Consider the following 16,227-nt stretch of genomic DNA (forward strand, 5'->3'; position numbering starts at 1 on the left):
CTCGTGTATCTGGATCCAGCCGTCTCCAACTCCGTGAAGATACTCATCGTCGGGCACTTCGGGGTGGGCAAGACCACCTGCATCGGCAGCATCTCCGAGATCGAGCCGCTGCAGACCGAGGAGGAGATCACCGAGGCGAGCGAGGGCTTCGACGACCTGTCGGGGACGCCGGACAAGACGACCACCACGGTCGCCATGGACTTCGGCCGGCTCACCCTCAGCGAGGAGCTCGTCCTCTACCTCTTCGGCACCCCCGGGCAGGAACGCTTCAAGGAGATGTGGGAGGAACTGTCCCGGGGCGCGCTGGGCGCCCTGGTACTGGTCGACCCCACGCGGCTCCACGAGAGCTTCGCCATCCTGGACCTGGTCGAGCGGTTCGGCCTGACGTACGCCGTCGGCGTCAACCGCTTCGACAACACACCGGACTACCCGCTCGACGAAGTACGCGAGGCACTCAACCTCTCCGAGGAAACACCGATCGTGCACTGCGACGTCCGCGACGAGCAGTCCTCCGCGCAGGCGCTCATCGCCCTCGTCACCCACCTCATGACCGTCCTCGGCTAGGAGACACGCCATGCAGCAGCCCTTCAACACGCCCGGCATACCGCCCGGTTGCCCCGCGCACGGGAACGTCCAGCTGTTCGGCCCGCAGTTCGGCTCCGATCCTGAGGCCCACTACGCCGAGCTGCGCGCCGCCGGTCCCAGCGCGCCCGTCGACATCGCGCCGGGTGTCGAGGTCGAGCTGGTCACCAGTTACGACGCCAGCCTGTACATCCTGCAGAACCCGGCCTGGTTCGTGCGCGACTCGCGCCGCTGGAACGCGCTGAACGAGGGGCGGGTCCCGGCGGACAGCCCGGCGCTGCCGATGATGGGCTACCGGCCCAACGCCCTGTTCAGCGACGGCGCGGCGCACGCGCGGCTCCGGCAGGCGGTCACCGACAGTCTGGCCACCGTCAACGAACTCCAGCTGATCCGGCAGGTGCAGCAGTCCGCCGACTACCTCATCAGCCGGTTCAGTACCGAACTCCGTGGCCAGGCGGAGCTGATGGCGGACTACGCCCAGCCGCTCCCGCTGCTGGTCTTCAGCGACCTGTTCGGCTGTCCGCCCGAGATCGGTGACCGTGTCATCGTCGGGATCAGCGGCATCTTCGAGGGCACTCCCGGCGCGGACGAGGTGCTGGGAGGCGCACTCGCCGAGCTGATCGCCCTCAAGCACCGGCAGCCCGGCGAGGACCTGACCACCCGTCTGATGAAGCACCCCGCGGGTCTGACCGACGAGGAGGTGCTGCACCAGCTCGTCACCCTGCTCTCCGGCGGCACCGCACCCCTGGCGGCCGCCATCGGGACCAGCAGCGCGCTGTACCTCGGCGACGAGTGGCAGGCCGGTCTGCCCATCGAGGACGCCGTCGTCCAGACGCTGTGGAACTACGCGCCGATCGCCAACTACGCGGCCCACTACCCGACGCAGGACGTCGAACTGGGTGGCAGGACGCTCCGTGCCAACGACCCGGTCCTCGTCTCCTTCGCGGCCGCCAACACCGACCCGAAGCTGACCGAGCACCGTGAGCAGCTCAGCGGCAAGGCGCACCTCGCCTTCGGTGCGGGACCCCACGCCTGTCCCGCCAAGGACCCGGCGTTCATGATCGCGGTCACCGCCGTGGAGTCCCTGCTCAACCGTCTCCCCGACGTCGAACTGCGCGTCCCCTTCAAGGACCTCTCCTGGGTGCCCGCGCCCTGGAGCCGCTCCCTGGTGACCGTCCCGATCCGCTTCACCCCGCGCCCGGTGCCCTCCGCAGCGGCCCAGCAGGCCCACTCGCTGCCCGCTCAGGCGGCGCAGACGTCCGCCTCGGCCCAGCAGGCCTCCGGGGCCCCCGGCGCCCGTCCTGCCGCGCACGCCGCGCCGCAGCACAAGGGGGGACTCTTCAGCCGCTTCCTGGCATGGACGCGAGGCGAGTGACGTAGGTAACCCTAAGAGACCAGAGTGTTATTGGATGCTTCAATGACCCCGCGGGTATGCATGGCGGCGTTTGCTCAGAAAGGAGCCGCCACCGTGGGGATCGCCACGACACCGTCCACCGACCGTCGGACTGCCGTCGCCCTCTTCTCCCGCCTGCGGACAGCAGAGGGCCAAGCCGACCCCTTTCCGATCTACACGGAACTCCGGTCGCGAGGCGGGGTCAGCCCCGCGCCCTGGGGAGGCTTCCTCGTCACCGGCTTCGCCGCCTGCGACCAGATCCTCCGAAGCGCCAACTGGCTGGAGCCGGACAGGAACTGGCGCGAGAGCCAGGGACCGCGCACCCGCTGGAGCGCCTTCTCCTCGCGCGAGATAGGCCGCACCCTGCCGGCGCTCAATCCGCCGGAGCACACCAGGGTGCGGCGGGCGGCGGGAAGTTTCGACCGCGGAACCATCGAGCAGATCGGTCGCACGGTGAGCCGGGTGACCGACACGCTCATCGACACCCTCGAGGAGCAACTGCGGCACGGTGAGGCGGACTTCGCGGCCCTGGTCAGCGAGGAGCTGCCGATCGCCGCCATCGGTGACTGGCTGGGGCTGCCTCCCGCGGACTGGCCGCGCCTGCGCGAACTGACCCACGACCAGGTCTTCACGCAGGAACTGCTGCCCTCCGCCAGCCAGTTGGCGCAGTCCGACGCGGCCATGGCCGAACTGCGCTCCTATCTCACCGAGGTGGTGCGCCACCGGCGCCGCCATCCGGGCGACGACCCGGTGTCCCGGTGGATCGCCACATGGGACGGCATAGAACCGGACCAGGAGAAGGCGGACGAAGCCGTCTACCTGCTGGTCCTGTTCATTCTGCTGGCCGCGCTGGAGACGACCTCCACCCTGCTGTCCACCATGACGTTCCTGCTCCTCGAACATCCCGAGCGGTGGGACATGGTCGCGGCGGACCCGGACATCGTGCCCGCGTTCGTGGAGGAGGCCCTGCGCTACGACTCACCCACGCACGTGATCAGCAGGGTCGCGGCGCAGGACTGCGTCCTGGACGGTGTCGAGATCCACGCGAACGACATGGTCCACCTGATGGTGGGAGCGGCCCACCGGGACCCGGCCAAGCACCCCGATCCCGACCGCTTCGACCCTCGGCGAAAACCGGCCCACCTCGCCTTCAGCGGAGGCATCCACTACTGCCTCGGCGCCCCACTGGCCCGCCTCGAGGCCCAGACCCTCCTCCGTCAACTGGTTGGACGCCTGCCGCGCCTCACCCTCGTGCGGCGCCCGCAGAGGGCACCCCGTGTCGCCTTCAGGCGTCTGCTGAACCTGGACGTCGCCCTCGCATGAACGACATACTTCCCGCCCTCCCGGCGCACTCCCCCGGCTCCATCGGCACCGAGCGGGACGGACCAGTCCTCCACGTGCGCCTCAACCCCTCGCACCTGGACGACACACTGGGCGTCGCCGTCCTCGACGAACTGACCGCCCTGCTCGACGAGCTGCACGACCGGCCAGACGTCCGCGTCGTGGTCCTCTCCTCCCTGGGCGAGGACTTCTGTCTCGGTGCCGACCGCACGGAATACCTGGCCGCGCTCGACGCGGACCCGGCCGGCGCCACCATGCGCCGGATCGCCGACAAGGCCCAACGCCTCTGCCGGGCGCTGGAGAACACCCACGCCATCACCGTCGCCCGGCTGCACGGCAAGGTCGTCGGGGCAGGTCTCGCCCTCGCCGCTTACTGCGATCTGCGCGTCGGTGCCGACACCTGCCGGTTCCGCATGCCGGAGGTCGGCCTCGGCCTGCCCCCGGCCTGGGGAGGCGCGATGGGGCGGCTCGTCTCCGAGGCCGGTGTCGCGAGGATCCGCGAACTCATGCTCACCTGCGAGGTGTTCGACGCGAACACCGCCCATCGGCTCGGTCTGCTCCACAAGGTCGCCCCGGTCGACGAGCTCGACCGGACCGTGGCGGCCTGGACCAGGCCGCTCGTCCGACGCGCTCCCGAGAGTCTGGTCCTGACGAAACGTATGCTCACCGGCTTCTCGCAGGCGTCCCGCACCGCCGACGTCTCCCTGCTCGACGCCCACCTCCTGACCGCCCACCTCACCCGGCCGCAGAGCCGCGACCTGACGGCCCTGTAGGGGCACGCCCCGACCCCTGTGCGGAACCGGACCGCCGCACAGGGGGGTTGGGCCCCGAGGAGTGCTCATCGGGGCCTCGACACGGGTGTTGGACCGGATCATGGGGGACCGCCTGCCCGGCGGGGCCGCGGTCGCAAACCTCCACGAGTCGACTGATCCGACACGGCGATGGTCCGCCGTGGCCGGTCCGTCGTCCCCGGAGACAGGAGGCTCGGGCGTCTCGGCGTGCGTGATCCCGCGGGAGCTGGTTCGCTGGAGAGCGGGGCGTTTCACGCATGCACGAGGGAGATGCCATGAGCACCTATCGGGTCGCGGAGGTCCAGGTCGCGAACGGTCCGTTCGAGATCGCCGAGCGCGAGGTGCCCAAACCGGGCCCCGGTCATGTGCGCGTGCGCGTGGAGGCCTGCGGGATCTGCCACAGCGATGTCTTCTTCATCAGTGCCGGGCTGCCGGGCGTGACCTTCCCCCTGGTCGTCGGCCACGAGATCGCCGGGCGCATCGAGGAGATCGGGGAGGGTGTCCACGAGGGCTGGACGGCTGGCGAGCGTGTCGGCGTGGGCTGGTTCGGCGGAAGCTGCCACCACTGCAGGCCGTGCCGTCAGGGCGACTTCATCGTGTGCGAGAACCTCATGGTGCCCGGCTGGAGTTACGACGGCGGGTTCGCCGAGTCCGTGATCGTGCCGCAGGACGCGCTGGCGCGGATCCCGGACGGCCTGTCCTTCACGGAGGCGGCGCCTCTCGGCTGTGCGGGTGTGACCGTCTACAACAGTCTGCGGCGCAGCTCGGCCCGCCCCGGTGACCTGGTCGGCGTGCTCGGACTCGGCGGTCTCGGGCATCTGGGCGTCCAGTACGCGGTCGCCATGGGTTTCGAGACCGTGGTCATCGCGCGCGGCGGTGCCAAGGCCGAACTGGCCGAACAGCTCGGGGCGCACCACTACATCGACAGCACCGCCGGTTCGCCCTCCGAGGCGTTGCAGGCTCTCGGCGGCGCCAAGGCGGTGCTGGCCACGGCGGCGAGTTCCCAGGCCACCTCGGCGGTCATCGACGGACTGCTTCCCCGTGGTGAACTCATCGTGGTCGGCGCGGACATGTCGTCCCTGGACGTCACTCCCACCCAACTCCTCATCCCGGGCAGGGTCGTTCGCGGTCATCCGTCCGGCACCTCGCAGGACGTCGAGGACACGATGGGTTTCAGCGCGCTCTACGGGATCCGTCCGATGATCGAGACCGTACCGCTGGACGGAGTGGGCGACGCCTATCAACGGATGCTGTCCGGTGACGCCCGGTTCCGCATGGTGCTGACCATGTCCTGAGGAACGGGGCGAGCGGTCGAGGGGGCCGGCTGCCGTGCCCGGTACGGGGCGACGTACCGGTAGCCTGCGTCATCATGGTGCGCGCCTGGATCCTGCCTCTGCTGTTGCTGCTCTGCGGCTCTCTCGTGGCGACGGGGACGGCCCTGCGTGGGAGCCCCGGCCTCGCGGCCGTACTCCTGCCGGTGTTCGTGATCCTCGCGGGCATGCACTCGCCCCTGGCCTTCCCGCGGTCGATCGGCGCCGTCGAGGCGCAGAGCCTGAGCGCGGTCGACGGCCGGCCGGTCGTCTTCTGGCGGCCAGGATGCGTGTACTGCCTGCGGCTGCGCATGCGGCTGGGCCGTGGCTCCCGTCGGATCCACTGGGTGAACATCTGGCGCGACCCCGCGGGCGCGGAGGTGGTGCGGGCGGCCAACGACGGCAACGAGACCGTTCCGACGGTCCTCGTCGCGGGCCGCCCCCACGTCAACCCGGACCCTGAGTGGGTACGCGCGCAGATCACGTCCGTACCGCGATAGGCGACGCGAGGACCGCCCGTGCACGTGAACTGCCCCCCTCGGCGCGGACCATGACGGTGCCTCACTCCTCCCGCAGGTTGAGGACCAGCTCCCGTGGCAGGCCGTGGGTGTCGTGCAGGTAGTGGAAGTCCTCGTCCCCCAAGGGACCTTGGAACCGGGGGCGGGCCAGGAGGTGCCGGCCCCGTTCCATGAGACGGCGGAACCGGCCCTCCTCGTCCAGCAGCACCCGGCGGACCTCTCCGGGGTCCACGGCCTGCCGGAAGTCATCGAGGGTGTGACGCACCAGGTCGTCGGGCAGGTCGCCGAGCGTGCGGGAGGGTTCGCCCCGCCACAGCACGGTGAGCACGCGTCGCACGAGGCGGCGCAGTACGTAGCCCTGTCCCGTGTTGGACGGGCGCACGCCGTCGCCGACGACCACGACGGACGAGCGCAGATGGTCGAGGACGACACGGAGCGAGGGTTCGTCCAGTGGCCACAGGGGCGGCACGAGGCGCCGCCAGGGTTCGAAAACGTCGCAGTCGAAGACGGACGACTTGCCCTGGAGCAGGCAGGCGAGCCGTTCCAGGCCGAGTCCGGTGTCGACGCTGCGCTGGGGAAGCGGCACGAGGGATCCGTCGCCGAGCCGTCGATGGCGCATCATCACGTGGTTCCACACCTCGACCCAGCGATCGTCGCGACTGGGCGTCGACCGGGGAGGGGTGTCACCGCTCCACAGGAAGATCTCCGAGTCGGGGCCGCACGGTCCGACCGGTCCGTTGGACCACCAGTTGTCCTCGACGGTGAGTTCCACGGGGACTCCGCGTTCCTCCCACAGCCTCAGCGAATCCGTGTCCGGCCCGGTCTGCTCGTCACCGGCGAAGACGGTGACGTACAGCAGGCTCGGATCGACGCCCAGACCCTCGGTGAGCAGACGGTGGCCCCAGTCGAGGCTCTGCGGACCCTCGTAGTCGCCGAGTGACCAGGAGCCGAGCATCTCGAACACCGTGAGATGGGTGTCGTCGCCGACCTCCTCCAGGTCCGTGGTCCGCAGACAGCGCTGCACGTTGACCAGACGTCTGCCGAGCGGATGGGGCCGGCCCAGCAGATAGGGCGTGAGGGGATGCATGCCCGAGGTGGTGAACAGCACCGGGTCGCCACTCGGCGGCGACAGTGTCGAGCCGGTGATGCGGTGATGCCCGCGCTCCTCGAAGAACTCGACGAATGTGCGGACGATCTGATCCGTCTTCATGACGGGGTCTCCTTCGCGTCAATGCGGGGAGGCACCGGACAACGGGTCCGCCGGGTCGACACCGGGGCAGGAGAGCCTGAACGCCACGGAACCACCGACGGGCCGTTTCCGGTCGCCGGTGGATGGGGGAAGGTCAGACGGCGGCAACCGGTGAGCTGGTCGCTCGCGCGGTTGCGGTGAGGCCTCGGCCGGTGACGTTCATGGGCTGACGGTAACGGACACGGCAGCCCGTCGGCACGCCATTTCCCGCCGCACCGAGTCCGTCATGGCGACGCCACCGTCTCCGTCCCGTCGGCGATGGCGATCAGGAAGGCGACGCGCCGCTGACAGGCACTGTCCGTCGACGGCCCCCGGCACACCGCGTATCCGGCACCGATGGCGAAACGCGCCGCCGCCCGCGTGGAGGGATGACCGGAGCAGACCGTCGATGTTGCGTTCCCTACATTTCCTATCGATTTACTAGGAATATATTGACGGCCCGACCGCCGACTGCGCAGGATGATGTACATGGCCCTTCCGCAGCTACGACTGGTTCGTCGTCGGCATATCGACTTTGGCCGCGTCGCCGGCGCCGCCTGTCGCGCCTAGGGCACCGCACCCGGCACGCGCGTCACCGCGACCCGAGGTCCGACCGGACCCCGCCTCGCCGTTTCCACTCTCGCGCGGCACCCCTGAGATTCAGCGCCGCCACCGCAGCGCACCCTCAGCAGGTCTTCGAGGGGGACGTATGCGAACCCGGCCTCAGAGAGGGCCGGGAACGCTCGCTCTCCGTGTTCGACGTCCCCACCGGGACCGTCCTGACGGCTGGGCGAAGGATCGCCACCTCACGCAGCAGCCCGGGCCTCGCGCACGCGTCGCCCGACCCGCACGAGCCCCAACACCACATCGTGACGCCGAACTTGAGGAGACCATCGCCATGGGCCCCGCCACCGCGCCGTCCGGAGCCGAGCCGGAATCCGACGGGTCCGGACCCGCCCACTGGCTGCAGGTCGCTCGCGAGACGGCCGACGACCTGGCCACGGACGCGGTGGCCAGGGAGCAGGCCGGGAAGATCCCGTTCGACGAGGTGTCCCGCCTGCGTGAGTCGGGGCTGCTGTCGCTGCTCGTACCGGCGGAGTCCGGGGGCGGGGGCGGGGACTGGTCGACGGCCTACGCCGTCGTCCGGGAGATCGCCGCCGCCGACGGCGCGATCGGCCAACTGCTCGGCTGTCACTACTTCCTGTCCTGGAGCGCCCGGCACTTCTCCCAGTCGGCCGCCGCCCCGCGGCCCCAGCCGCACCGCGGAACTCCGTCACAGCGCAAGTCGACGGAAGTACAGGGGTGTTGGGGTGGCGGCCTCGCCCGGCAGGACCCGCCGCCGACCCTGGTCAGGAAGGGCGGCCACTTTGTGCTCAGCGGGAGGCAGACGTACGCCACCGGCGTCCTGGTCGCCGACCGTCTCGCGGTGCGGGCGGAGCGGGCCGACACCGGCGAACCATTCGCCGTCGCCGTCGACCCCGCCCATCACGGCGTGCGGATCGACGCCGACGCCGACACCTTCGGCCAGCGGCTCGCGGCCGGTGGCAGCGTGGAGTTCGACGGCGTTCCGGTCGCCACCCGCGACGTGCTCGGCTCGCTGTCCGCGGACGAGGACGTCCTGTCACCCCTGACAGCCCTCTCCGCTCCGGTCGGGCGCCTCCTCTCCGTCCAATTGCTGCTCGGCATGGCCGAGGGCGTGCTCGCCGAGGCCCGGGAGTACAGCAGAGCGGGCTACTGCGACCGGCACCCCGGCCGGCCGGCCGGCTCGCCGCAGGACCCGCACGTGCTGGCGGTCTTCGGGGAACTCACCGTCCTGGTCCGCTCCGCGTCCGCACTGGCCGCCCAGGCCTCGGACGCCGTGCGCGTCGGCCTCGCACACGGAGAGAACCTCACCTACGACGAGTGCGCCGAACTCTCCGTCCTGGTGGCCATGACCGAGGGCGCCGCCTCCAGAGCGGCGCAGGAGTCCACCGCCCGCGCCCTCGACATCATCGGCCCTCGCGCCGCCTCCTCACGGCTCGGCTTCGACCGCTTCTGGCGCAACGCACGGACCCACACGCTGTACGAGCCGGTCGCCCACCGGGTCCGCGATGTCGGCGACTACTTCCTGAACGGCGCGCACCCTCCGTTCACGCTGCCCTTCTGACCGAGAGACCCCGTGGCACCGCCCGACCGGCGGGACGCGCACGGCCGACGACCGAGGCCGTGGGGACAGACCCGAGGCCGTACGGGATAATGCACGCATGCGGATTTCAGCCAGGGCGGACTACGCGATCCGTGCCGCGCTCCAGCTCGCCGCGTCACCCGACGGCGGGCCGCTCAAGGCCGAGGCCATCGCGGACGCCCAGGACATCCCGCACAAGTTCCTCGAAGGCATCCTGAACGACATGCGCCGGGGCGGCCTCGTGCTGAGCCAGCGCGGCGGCAACGGCGGCTACCGACTGGCCAGGGCGGCGGAGTCCATCAGCATCGCCGACGTCATACGTACGGTGGACGGCCCGCTGGTCTCCGTACGCGGAGTACGCCCGCCTGAGCTGTCGTACACCGGCCCCGCCGAGTCACTGCTGCCCCTGTGGATCGCCCTGCGTTCCAACGTGCGCGAGATCCTGGAGGGCGTGTCGCTCGCCGATGTCGCTTCGGCCCAACTACCCCCCAGAGTCTCGGCGTTGACCACCACCCCGGACGCCTGGGTCAACCCCTGACCGGGCGGTCGTCCATCGCTGAAGGCGTCCGTCCCCGGCGGGGCCGGTGACGTCCGGCCGAGGGTGATCGTTCGCGCAAGTGTGCTCGTGGAGGCGCGGCCGACCCCCGGCCTATCGTTGGGACACGCCTGATGCACCGTCAGACAGGTGCCAGGTGTCGGCACCGGTGAGTCGGTCGTGGCGGGCGGTTCGTGGTTCGGTTCGGCGTCGAAGGAGGCCGCTCATGGCCAGTGCGTTTCAGGAGCGAAAGCTCAGGGGGATGTTCGCCGCGTTCGACGCGGACGGCGACGGATATCTGCGCGAGGACGACTTCACCGCGCTCGTCGGCCGCTGGAGCCGGCTGCCGGGAGTCGAGCCCGGGACCCAGCTGCGTACGCGGGTGGAGACGCTTCTGATGGGCTGGTGGGCGGCCCTGTCCCAAGCCGGTGACGCCAACGGGGACGGCACGGTCGACATGAGTGAACTACTGTCCCTCGTCGACCAGTTGCCCGCGATGACCGACGCCGTCACAGCGACCGCCGACACGGTCTTCGACGCCGTCGACGCCAATGGGGACGGTCGGATCTCGCCGGAGGAGCACCGCCGCCTCGTCGAGACCTGGAACGGGATGCCCGTCGACATGACGGGCATCTTCGAACTTCTCGACCTGAACGGCGACGGCCACCTCAGCCGCGAGGAGTTCGCGGCGCTCTGGCGCCAGTTCTGGATCAGCGACGACCCGAAGGAACCGGGCAACTGGCTCTGCGGCCGCATCCCGGCCTGACGAGCGCCCCTCGGCGGACCGGCCGATCCCGGAGCCCCGCGGCTGGACGGCCGCGGGGCTCCGGCTGTCACGGTGTCGTTCAGCGGCGCGTCAGGGACTGGCGCAGCACGTCGTACACGTGGGTGTTGGGGTGCTTGCCGGTGAAACGGTCCGACAGGGGGCCGACCGCCGTCACCGGTACGTCGACCCCGGTGTGACCGGACGTGGTCCAGTCGATGTAGAAGTTCTTCTCGCTGCCGCGGATGCTGAACGGGCCGTCCTCGGCGGAGACGCCGGTGCCGGACTCGTCGGCGGCGTCCGACTCCTCGACGGCCAGGCCGCCGGTCTCGTGGTCGCCGGTGATGACCAGGAGGGTGTCGGAGTGGGTGGCGACGTACGCGCGGGCCACGGCCACGGCCTTCTCCAGCTCCTGCATGGACTGCAGGGTGCGGGTGGCGTTGTTGGAGTGCGCGAACTCGTCGGTGCCCTCCTCCTCGACCATGAGGAAGAAGCCCTTCTTGTTCTTGTCCAGCGTGCTCAGCGCCTTGCTGGTCATGGTGGAGAGACCGACCACCGGGCTGTACACGTCACCCTGACCCTCGGGGCGCTGCTGGAACATCTCCTCGTTCGCGAAGAGACCGAGGAGCTTGCCGTTGTTGGCGCGGCTGAGCTGGTCCGCACTGTTGACGTACGAGTAGCCGGCCTTCTTGGCCTTCTTGATGAGGTCGCCCTTGGTGCCCTTGCTCGCCTCGGACGGGTCTTCGGCGGGCTGGTCCTTGAACGCGCCGGCGCTGCCCGCGGGCAGCCACCAGTCCTCGCCGCCGCCCAGGATGACATCGGGCTTGGAGACCTCGATGTACTGGCGGGCGATCTCGTCCTGCGCCGAGCGGTTGGCGGTGTTCGAGAAGAACGCCGCCGGCGAGGCGTCGGTGACCTGCGCGGTGGTGACGAGGCCGGTGGCCTTGCCGGCGGCCTTCGCCTGCTGACCGAGCGTGGCCAGCGGGTTGCCGTCCACGTCGACGCTGATCGCGCCGTTGTAGGTCTTCTCGCCCGTGGCCCACGCGGTCGCCGCGGCGGCCGAGTCGGTGACGACGGCCTTCGGGTCGTCCGGCTCGGTGGTGAGCTGGCCCGAGACGGGCAGCTTGTCCATCGCGAGCCGGCCACCCAGGCCGGCCAGGTGCAGGCGGGCGGCCTGGCGCATGGCGGCGCCCATGCCGTCACCGTTGATGAAGATGACGTTCTTCGCGGTCGGGGTCTTGGCCTTGGCCGTAGCCTGCGGAGCCGAAGCCGACGCGCCCAGCGTCGGGTTGACCACCATCGTCACCACGGCGGCCGCGACTGCGGCGGCCGAGGGAGCGGCGAACCGACGAGCCCTACGAGGGTCCAGGGACACAACGTCCTCCGTTACTGTTCTTGCCCATTGCTTGACCGCGAACATAAGGTTCCATGGGGTTTGGTTGACCAAGAACAGGTGGCCAGTACACGTCGAAATCTCCAGCGGGAGGTAAAGGCGTGAGCCCCCACTTGTCCGGACAGGTCGCCGGGCAACGGAACACCCTTCCCCTCCGCCACCCGCCCTTGACGACGCGGGCCACCTACCGCGAGGGCCGGCCGACCCGTAGAAGACGGCCACGACACCAGAACTGACCAAAGCGGTTCATCCCGGTTTGCGCCTTATATGTTTGCCCGGTGCCAAATGTACCGAGATGGGTCCTTCTCTCGTCGGGGTGTGCCCCCGTGCTGTTCACCGCCGGCTGGATCGTCGGGGCCCATCTGGTGGGGCCCGCCTACAACCCGGTCACGCAGACGATCAGCGTCCTCGCCGCCTACGGCGAGTCCGGCTTCTGGGTGATGACCGGCGCGCTGCTCGCGCTGGGCATCTGCCATCTCCTCACCGCCTGGGGTCTGCGGGCGGCGGCCGTACCCGGACGACTGGCGCTGGCCGGAGGCGGAGTGGCGGCGCTGGTGCTGGCCCTGCTCCCCGCCCCGATCAGCGGGGGGTCACTGCGCCACGGCACGGCGGCCGCCATCGGGTTCGCACTCCTCGCACTGTGGCCCATTCTGTCCGCGGACGGCAGCGAGACCGCGCCCTGGGCCCTCAGACGCGTCCCGTCGGTCACGGCGACGGCGGTCATGGTCGCCGGAGCGGCATGGTTCCTCATCGAGACCCAGCGTCATGGGGACCTCGGCGTCGCCGAGCGCTTCGTGACGGGCGTTCAGTCCCTGTGGCCGTTCGTGGTCGTGGCCTCGTGCCTGCGCCACACGAGGGTCCCGGAGGAGACACGGGTCTGACGCGTACGACCGTCCGTTCGCATCCGCCACGGAAAAAAGACCCCGCCCCGCACAGGCGGGACGGGGTCTTCACAGAGCGCCGGGCAGGCCTTGCACCTGCATCTCCCCGCAGGAAGCGGGACGTCTTTCCTTGGACCACCAACGCATCGTGAGCCGAGGCGACTTCCGCCGACCAGCTCAAGATCAATCATACTGTAAGCCAGGCGCCGGCCCCGCGCCACCCGAGCCCGTCCACTCCCCCCGCGCAGCGGCGGCGAGCGCCCCCTGACACACGGACCGCCCTCCACCGCACGAAGCTGCGGCACAATGACCGCGTGTTCATGGCTCGGCGGGCGACCGCCGCGGCACAACCCGTGGCACGAGGGGGCGGCGGCATGGTGCTGTGGCAGGGGAACAACTTCACCGTGGACGGGCGCGAGCCGACCACCGCCGAGGAGTACTACCGGATCGGACTCCACTGCTGGAACGGCGAGCAGTACCGCGGCGCCGCCGCCCACTTCCTCGGAGCGGCTGCCGATGTCGGACACGATGCCGCGGCCGAGCTTCTGGGGCACATCGACTACGTGCAGGGGCGGTACGCGAGCGCCGTGCCACGGCTGCGGCGGAGCAGCGGTTCGCCCCGCGCCGCCTACTACCTCGCCTCGCTCCACCAGCGGGGTTGTCCCGAGGCCGGCATCCGGCAGTCCTACGACGAGGCGGGCCGTTGGTACCGCGCCGCGTCGGAGCTGGGTGAACCCGAGGCCATGCTCGCCCTCGGCGACCTCTATCTCGAACGGCTGTTGCCGGTGACCCGGACCCCGGCCGAACACGCCCTGGAGCAGTTCCTGGCCGCCGCCGCTCTCGACCACCCCTACGGCCAGTACCGTGCCGCCGAGATCTACCGCACGCTGTACCAGGACGCCGACAGCGCCGCCGCGCTGTACCGGGCCTGCGTGAACAATCCGCTCACCGGACGGCACGCGCTGGGGTCGATGATGATGCTGCAGAGTCAGGCACATCTGCGGGAGATCTCGGCGACCACGGCTGGCCGCCTCCAGCAGCAGCGGCGCGACGCCGTCAATCCCTCCGAACCACGGGGCGACTTCTACTGACGCCCTCGCTTGTCGGCAGAGAGCCTGAGCACGGGCCTCGGTCCGCCCTCGCGCGAATCGCCCCTTCCCGGCCTGCCGGCATTCGCTCGGGTCAACTGCACGCCAGCACCCACAGGAAGGCCTCGGCCGCCCGTACGAGCTGTTCCGTCTCCTCGATCTGGGTCCGCAGCGCCTCCGGTACGTGAAAGAGCTCCCAGGTGGCCGGATCCACGGGCACCTGCGGCTCGGCCGCCCACAGGTGCTCGATCTCCTCGGTGCTGGTCCGCAGCAGGGCGCACGCGTCGGCCAGAGCCGACAGCGCCCGCGCCACCGGGCTCGAATCGGATCCCTCCTCACTCGACAGCGAGTCGGCTGCGGCGGACAGGACGACGGCGAAGCTGAGCAAGCGGCGTGCCCGCACCGGCCAGTCGGGAGCCGGGCGGCTCAACCGGGCTGCGTCGAAAGCCGGTTCACGGTCCGGACGGGTCCGTGCCGCGACCGTCCGCTCCCGGGCGGTGGGCTGCCACGTTCCCTGTTCCCGCAGGTCGTCCGCCTCCCGCATGGACCTACGCGCCCGGGTCAGAGCAGCCTGCCAGTCCCCGCCGTCCCAGTCCGGCGTCGCCCGCAGTTCCCGGACGCGGCCGCCGACCGTCGCCCGCACAGCCGTGTCCCGGGGGGATGGCGCCGACCCGTCCGCGACATGGGCCCGCAGTACCCGGCCGGCCTCTGCCACCGACTCGGCGCCGCCGACGCCGATCCCGCCGCCCCGTGCCTCGTCCGGCAGCGGACCCGCGGGCAGGGAAATGGCCCCCGCTTCGCAGTACCGCACGGCATCGGCCAACAGGACCTCGTCGACCAGTACCCCGGTCTCCTGGGCGACCCGCCACAGCACGAGGGCTGTCGCGTTCTCGCTGCTGCCGCTCCCCCAGGGCCATTTCACACGCGGCGCCCGTCGCACCAGCGGCCGCAGGGGTGCCGGCGCCCCGAAGCCGGCGCTGCGCTCCGTGTGCCAGGCGACCAGCACGTCCGCCTGGTGACGGGCCCGTTCCCAGGCCCCGCAGCCGTACGCGGCCCGATGCGCCGACTCCCACCGCGCCCCGTCCGCGTCCGCGTCATCGCTCACGGGCGAACCGTATCCGGCCGCGGCAGCGAAGATCCCGGCAGCCCATGAGAATGCGGCTGCCGGGATCCGTCGGCCCGGTACTGCTCGGGTCGGCCCTACTTGGACTTGGGCTTGATGGCGTCCTTGGCCTTCTCCTTGGCCGAGCGAAGGTCGCCCTTGGACTCCTCGGCGCGCCCCTCGGCCTTCAGCGACTCGTTGCCCACCGCACCGCCGACGACCTTCTTGGCCTTGCCCTTGGCCTGCTCACCCTTGGCCTGAGCCTTCTCGTCCGCAGCCACAACCACTCACACCCTGTCCTTCTCGCGAATTGATTTCATCCACTGGGTCACCCGGCATCAGATTCTCAAACACGGAACCGCGGAAGATGATGAATGAAATCTTCGTCACATGGAGTTCCGTAGGATCCGAATAAGAAGATCCGTGCGCGGGGATCAGCCCTCCTCGTCACCTGACCTGCTGGAACAGGTGGCGTGCCCGGCCTGTCGGCCGAGAGATCAGGAGCAGATCTCGAAATTCTCCGAGCGCGTGTGTGGAGTCCGGGACCCTGGGCACTCGACGCTTCGAGGAAACGTCATGGAACTCGCATGACGCTTTGTACAACTCCGTAGTTCTTCTGCGGAGTGTCGAGGAATTCTGATGAGGGAGCCGTTTTATGAGTGACAACATCTGGGGCTATCAGCCGACCACCGGTTACACCGCGGGCGCCGACCTGATCGGATTCAAGGTCGAGGCCACCGACGGCAGCATCGGCAAGGTCGACAAGCACTCGGACGACGTCAACTCTTCGTACCTCGTCGTCGACACCGGCGTGTGGATCTTCGGCAAGCACGTGCTGCTTCCGGCCGGCACCGTCCAGACGGTCGACCAGGCCGAGCGGAAGATCTTCGTCGCGCTCACCAAGGACCAGATCAAGGACTCCCCGGAGTTCGACAAGGACAAGCACGTCGGCGACGCGGGCTATCACGAGCAGGTCGGTGAGTACTACCAGAGCCACCGTTCCTGACCGCACAGCGCCATCCCGCAAGGGGGCCGACCGGATTCGCTTGAAACGACAGAACCTCTGCGCCGAGGCTGTCGTGCACCCGGGGTGCCATGCCAAACCAAAAGCCGTTAAGAATCGAACCCATAATTCCCG

16 protein-coding genes are annotated in these 16,227 nt (G+C 70.0%); 12 read left to right on the plus strand and 4 right to left on the minus strand.

Annotated elements, in window-relative coordinates:
* The first annotated feature begins 3 nt into the window (after positions 1-3).
* The 6 genes from ABZT74_RS24420 to ABZT74_RS24445 all read left to right on the plus strand — a co-directional run bounded on the left by ABZT74_RS24420 (position 4) and on the right by ABZT74_RS24445 (position 5,917).
* Positions 4-564, plus strand: coding sequence for an ATP/GTP-binding protein (locus tag ABZT74_RS24420; RefSeq protein WP_355876043.1), 561 nt, complete (start codon positions 4-6; stop codon positions 562-564).
* A gap of 10 nt (positions 565-574) precedes the next feature.
* A complete protein-coding gene (locus tag ABZT74_RS24425; RefSeq protein WP_356438051.1) occupies positions 575-1,957 on the plus strand; it encodes a cytochrome P450 in 1,383 nt (460 codons plus the stop codon).
* Between the two features lie 93 nt (positions 1,958-2,050).
* Entirely contained in the window at positions 2,051-3,298 is a 1,248-nt protein-coding gene (locus ABZT74_RS24430; RefSeq protein WP_356438054.1) for a cytochrome P450, read from the plus strand.
* Positions 3,295-4,089 carry an enoyl-CoA hydratase/isomerase family protein gene (locus ABZT74_RS24435; RefSeq protein WP_356438058.1) on the plus strand — a complete coding sequence of 265 codons (795 nt, stop codon included), beginning with the start codon at positions 3,295-3,297 and terminating at the stop codon, positions 4,087-4,089. Before ABZT74_RS24430 ends, ABZT74_RS24435 begins: the two co-directional genes overlap by 4 nt.
* Before the next feature lie 293 nt (positions 4,090-4,382).
* A complete protein-coding gene (locus ABZT74_RS24440) occupies positions 4,383-5,402 on the plus strand; it encodes an alcohol dehydrogenase catalytic domain-containing protein (RefSeq protein ID WP_356175582.1) in 1,020 nt (339 codons plus the stop codon).
* A gap of 74 nt (positions 5,403-5,476) precedes the next feature.
* Complete coding sequence (locus ABZT74_RS24445; RefSeq protein WP_356438061.1) at positions 5,477-5,917, plus strand: glutaredoxin domain-containing protein; 441 nt, start codon at positions 5,477-5,479, stop codon at positions 5,915-5,917.
* A 61-nt stretch (positions 5,918-5,978) separates the two neighbouring features.
* On the opposite strand, the gene ABZT74_RS24450 is transcribed toward ABZT74_RS24445, so the two are convergent.
* Positions 5,979-7,145, minus strand: a complete 1,167-nt coding sequence (locus ABZT74_RS24450; RefSeq protein WP_356438064.1) for an alanine--tRNA ligase-related protein — start codon at positions 7,143-7,145, stop codon at positions 5,979-5,981.
* Positions 7,146-8,061: 916 nt separating this feature from the next.
* Between ABZT74_RS24450 and ABZT74_RS24455 the strand changes: the two genes are divergently transcribed.
* The 3 genes from ABZT74_RS24455 to ABZT74_RS24465 all read left to right on the plus strand — a co-directional run bounded on the left by ABZT74_RS24455 (position 8,062) and on the right by ABZT74_RS24465 (position 10,628).
* A complete protein-coding gene (locus ABZT74_RS24455) occupies positions 8,062-9,309 on the plus strand; it encodes an acyl-CoA dehydrogenase family protein (protein WP_356438068.1) in 1,248 nt (415 codons plus the stop codon).
* A gap of 97 nt (positions 9,310-9,406) precedes the next feature.
* Positions 9,407-9,865, plus strand: coding sequence for an Rrf2 family transcriptional regulator (locus ABZT74_RS24460; RefSeq protein ID WP_356438071.1), 459 nt, complete (start codon positions 9,407-9,409; stop codon positions 9,863-9,865).
* 223 nt (positions 9,866-10,088) lie between these two features.
* Positions 10,089-10,628 (plus strand): EF-hand domain-containing protein, encoded by a 540-nt coding sequence (locus ABZT74_RS24465; RefSeq protein WP_356175594.1) that lies wholly within the window; start codon positions 10,089-10,091, stop codon positions 10,626-10,628.
* Positions 10,629-10,707: 79 nt separating this feature from the next.
* Here ABZT74_RS24465 and ABZT74_RS24470 read toward each other — a convergent pair whose 3' ends face one another.
* On the minus strand, positions 10,708-12,000 hold the full coding sequence (locus ABZT74_RS24470; RefSeq protein ID WP_356175597.1) for an alkaline phosphatase: 1,293 nt from the start codon (positions 11,998-12,000) through the stop codon (positions 10,708-10,710).
* A gap of 296 nt (positions 12,001-12,296) precedes the next feature.
* On the opposite strand from ABZT74_RS24470, the gene ABZT74_RS24475 reads away from it, so the two are divergent.
* Complete coding sequence (locus tag ABZT74_RS24475) at positions 12,297-12,899, plus strand: DUF998 domain-containing protein (protein ID WP_356175600.1); 603 nt, start codon at positions 12,297-12,299, stop codon at positions 12,897-12,899.
* 314 nt (positions 12,900-13,213) lie between these two features.
* Positions 13,214-13,990 carry a hypothetical protein gene (locus tag ABZT74_RS24480; RefSeq protein ID WP_356175603.1) on the plus strand — a complete coding sequence of 259 codons (777 nt, stop codon included), beginning with the start codon at positions 13,214-13,216 and terminating at the stop codon, positions 13,988-13,990.
* A gap of 91 nt (positions 13,991-14,081) precedes the next feature.
* Here ABZT74_RS24480 and ABZT74_RS24485 read toward each other — a convergent pair whose 3' ends face one another.
* Complete coding sequence (locus ABZT74_RS24485) at positions 14,082-15,092, minus strand: hypothetical protein (protein ID WP_356175606.1); 1,011 nt, start codon at positions 15,090-15,092, stop codon at positions 14,082-14,084.
* 95 nt (positions 15,093-15,187) lie between these two features.
* A complete protein-coding gene (locus ABZT74_RS24490) occupies positions 15,188-15,370 on the minus strand; it encodes a CsbD family protein (protein WP_355876336.1) in 183 nt (60 codons plus the stop codon).
* Between the two features lie 374 nt (positions 15,371-15,744).
* Here ABZT74_RS24490 and ABZT74_RS24495 point away from each other — a divergent pair, with 374 nt between their 5' ends.
* On the plus strand, positions 15,745-16,095 hold the full coding sequence (locus ABZT74_RS24495; protein WP_355876086.1) for a PRC-barrel domain-containing protein: 351 nt from the start codon (positions 15,745-15,747) through the stop codon (positions 16,093-16,095).
* The last annotated feature ends 132 nt before the right edge of the window (positions 16,096-16,227 follow it).

Origin of the sequence: Streptomyces sp. NPDC005302 (assembly GCF_040607345.1) — a bacterium.
Taxonomy (GTDB): domain Bacteria; phylum Actinomycetota; class Actinomycetes; order Streptomycetales; family Streptomycetaceae; genus Streptomyces.

Coding starts and splice junctions, on each gene's coding strand:
- ABZT74_RS24425 (WP_356438051.1), top strand. CDS start 575: ATGCAGCAGCCCTTCAACACGCCCGGCATACCGCCCGGTTGCCCCGCG.
- ABZT74_RS24435 (WP_356438058.1), top strand. CDS start 3,295: ATGAACGACATACTTCCCGCCCTCCCGGCGCACTCCCCCGGCTCCATC.
- ABZT74_RS24440 (WP_356175582.1), top strand. CDS start 4,383: ATGAGCACCTATCGGGTCGCGGAGGTCCAGGTCGCGAACGGTCCGTTC.
- ABZT74_RS24445 (WP_356438061.1), top strand. CDS start 5,477: ATGGTGCGCGCCTGGATCCTGCCTCTGCTGTTGCTGCTCTGCGGCTCT.
- ABZT74_RS24450 (WP_356438064.1), bottom strand. CDS start 7,145: ATGAAGACGGATCAGATCGTCCGCACATTCGTCGAGTTCTTCGAGGAG.
- ABZT74_RS24455 (WP_356438068.1), top strand. CDS start 8,062: ATGGGCCCCGCCACCGCGCCGTCCGGAGCCGAGCCGGAATCCGACGGG.
- ABZT74_RS24460 (WP_356438071.1), top strand. CDS start 9,407: ATGCGGATTTCAGCCAGGGCGGACTACGCGATCCGTGCCGCGCTCCAG.
- ABZT74_RS24465 (WP_356175594.1), top strand. CDS start 10,089: ATGGCCAGTGCGTTTCAGGAGCGAAAGCTCAGGGGGATGTTCGCCGCG.
- ABZT74_RS24495 (WP_355876086.1), top strand. CDS start 15,745: ATGAGTGACAACATCTGGGGCTATCAGCCGACCACCGGTTACACCGCG.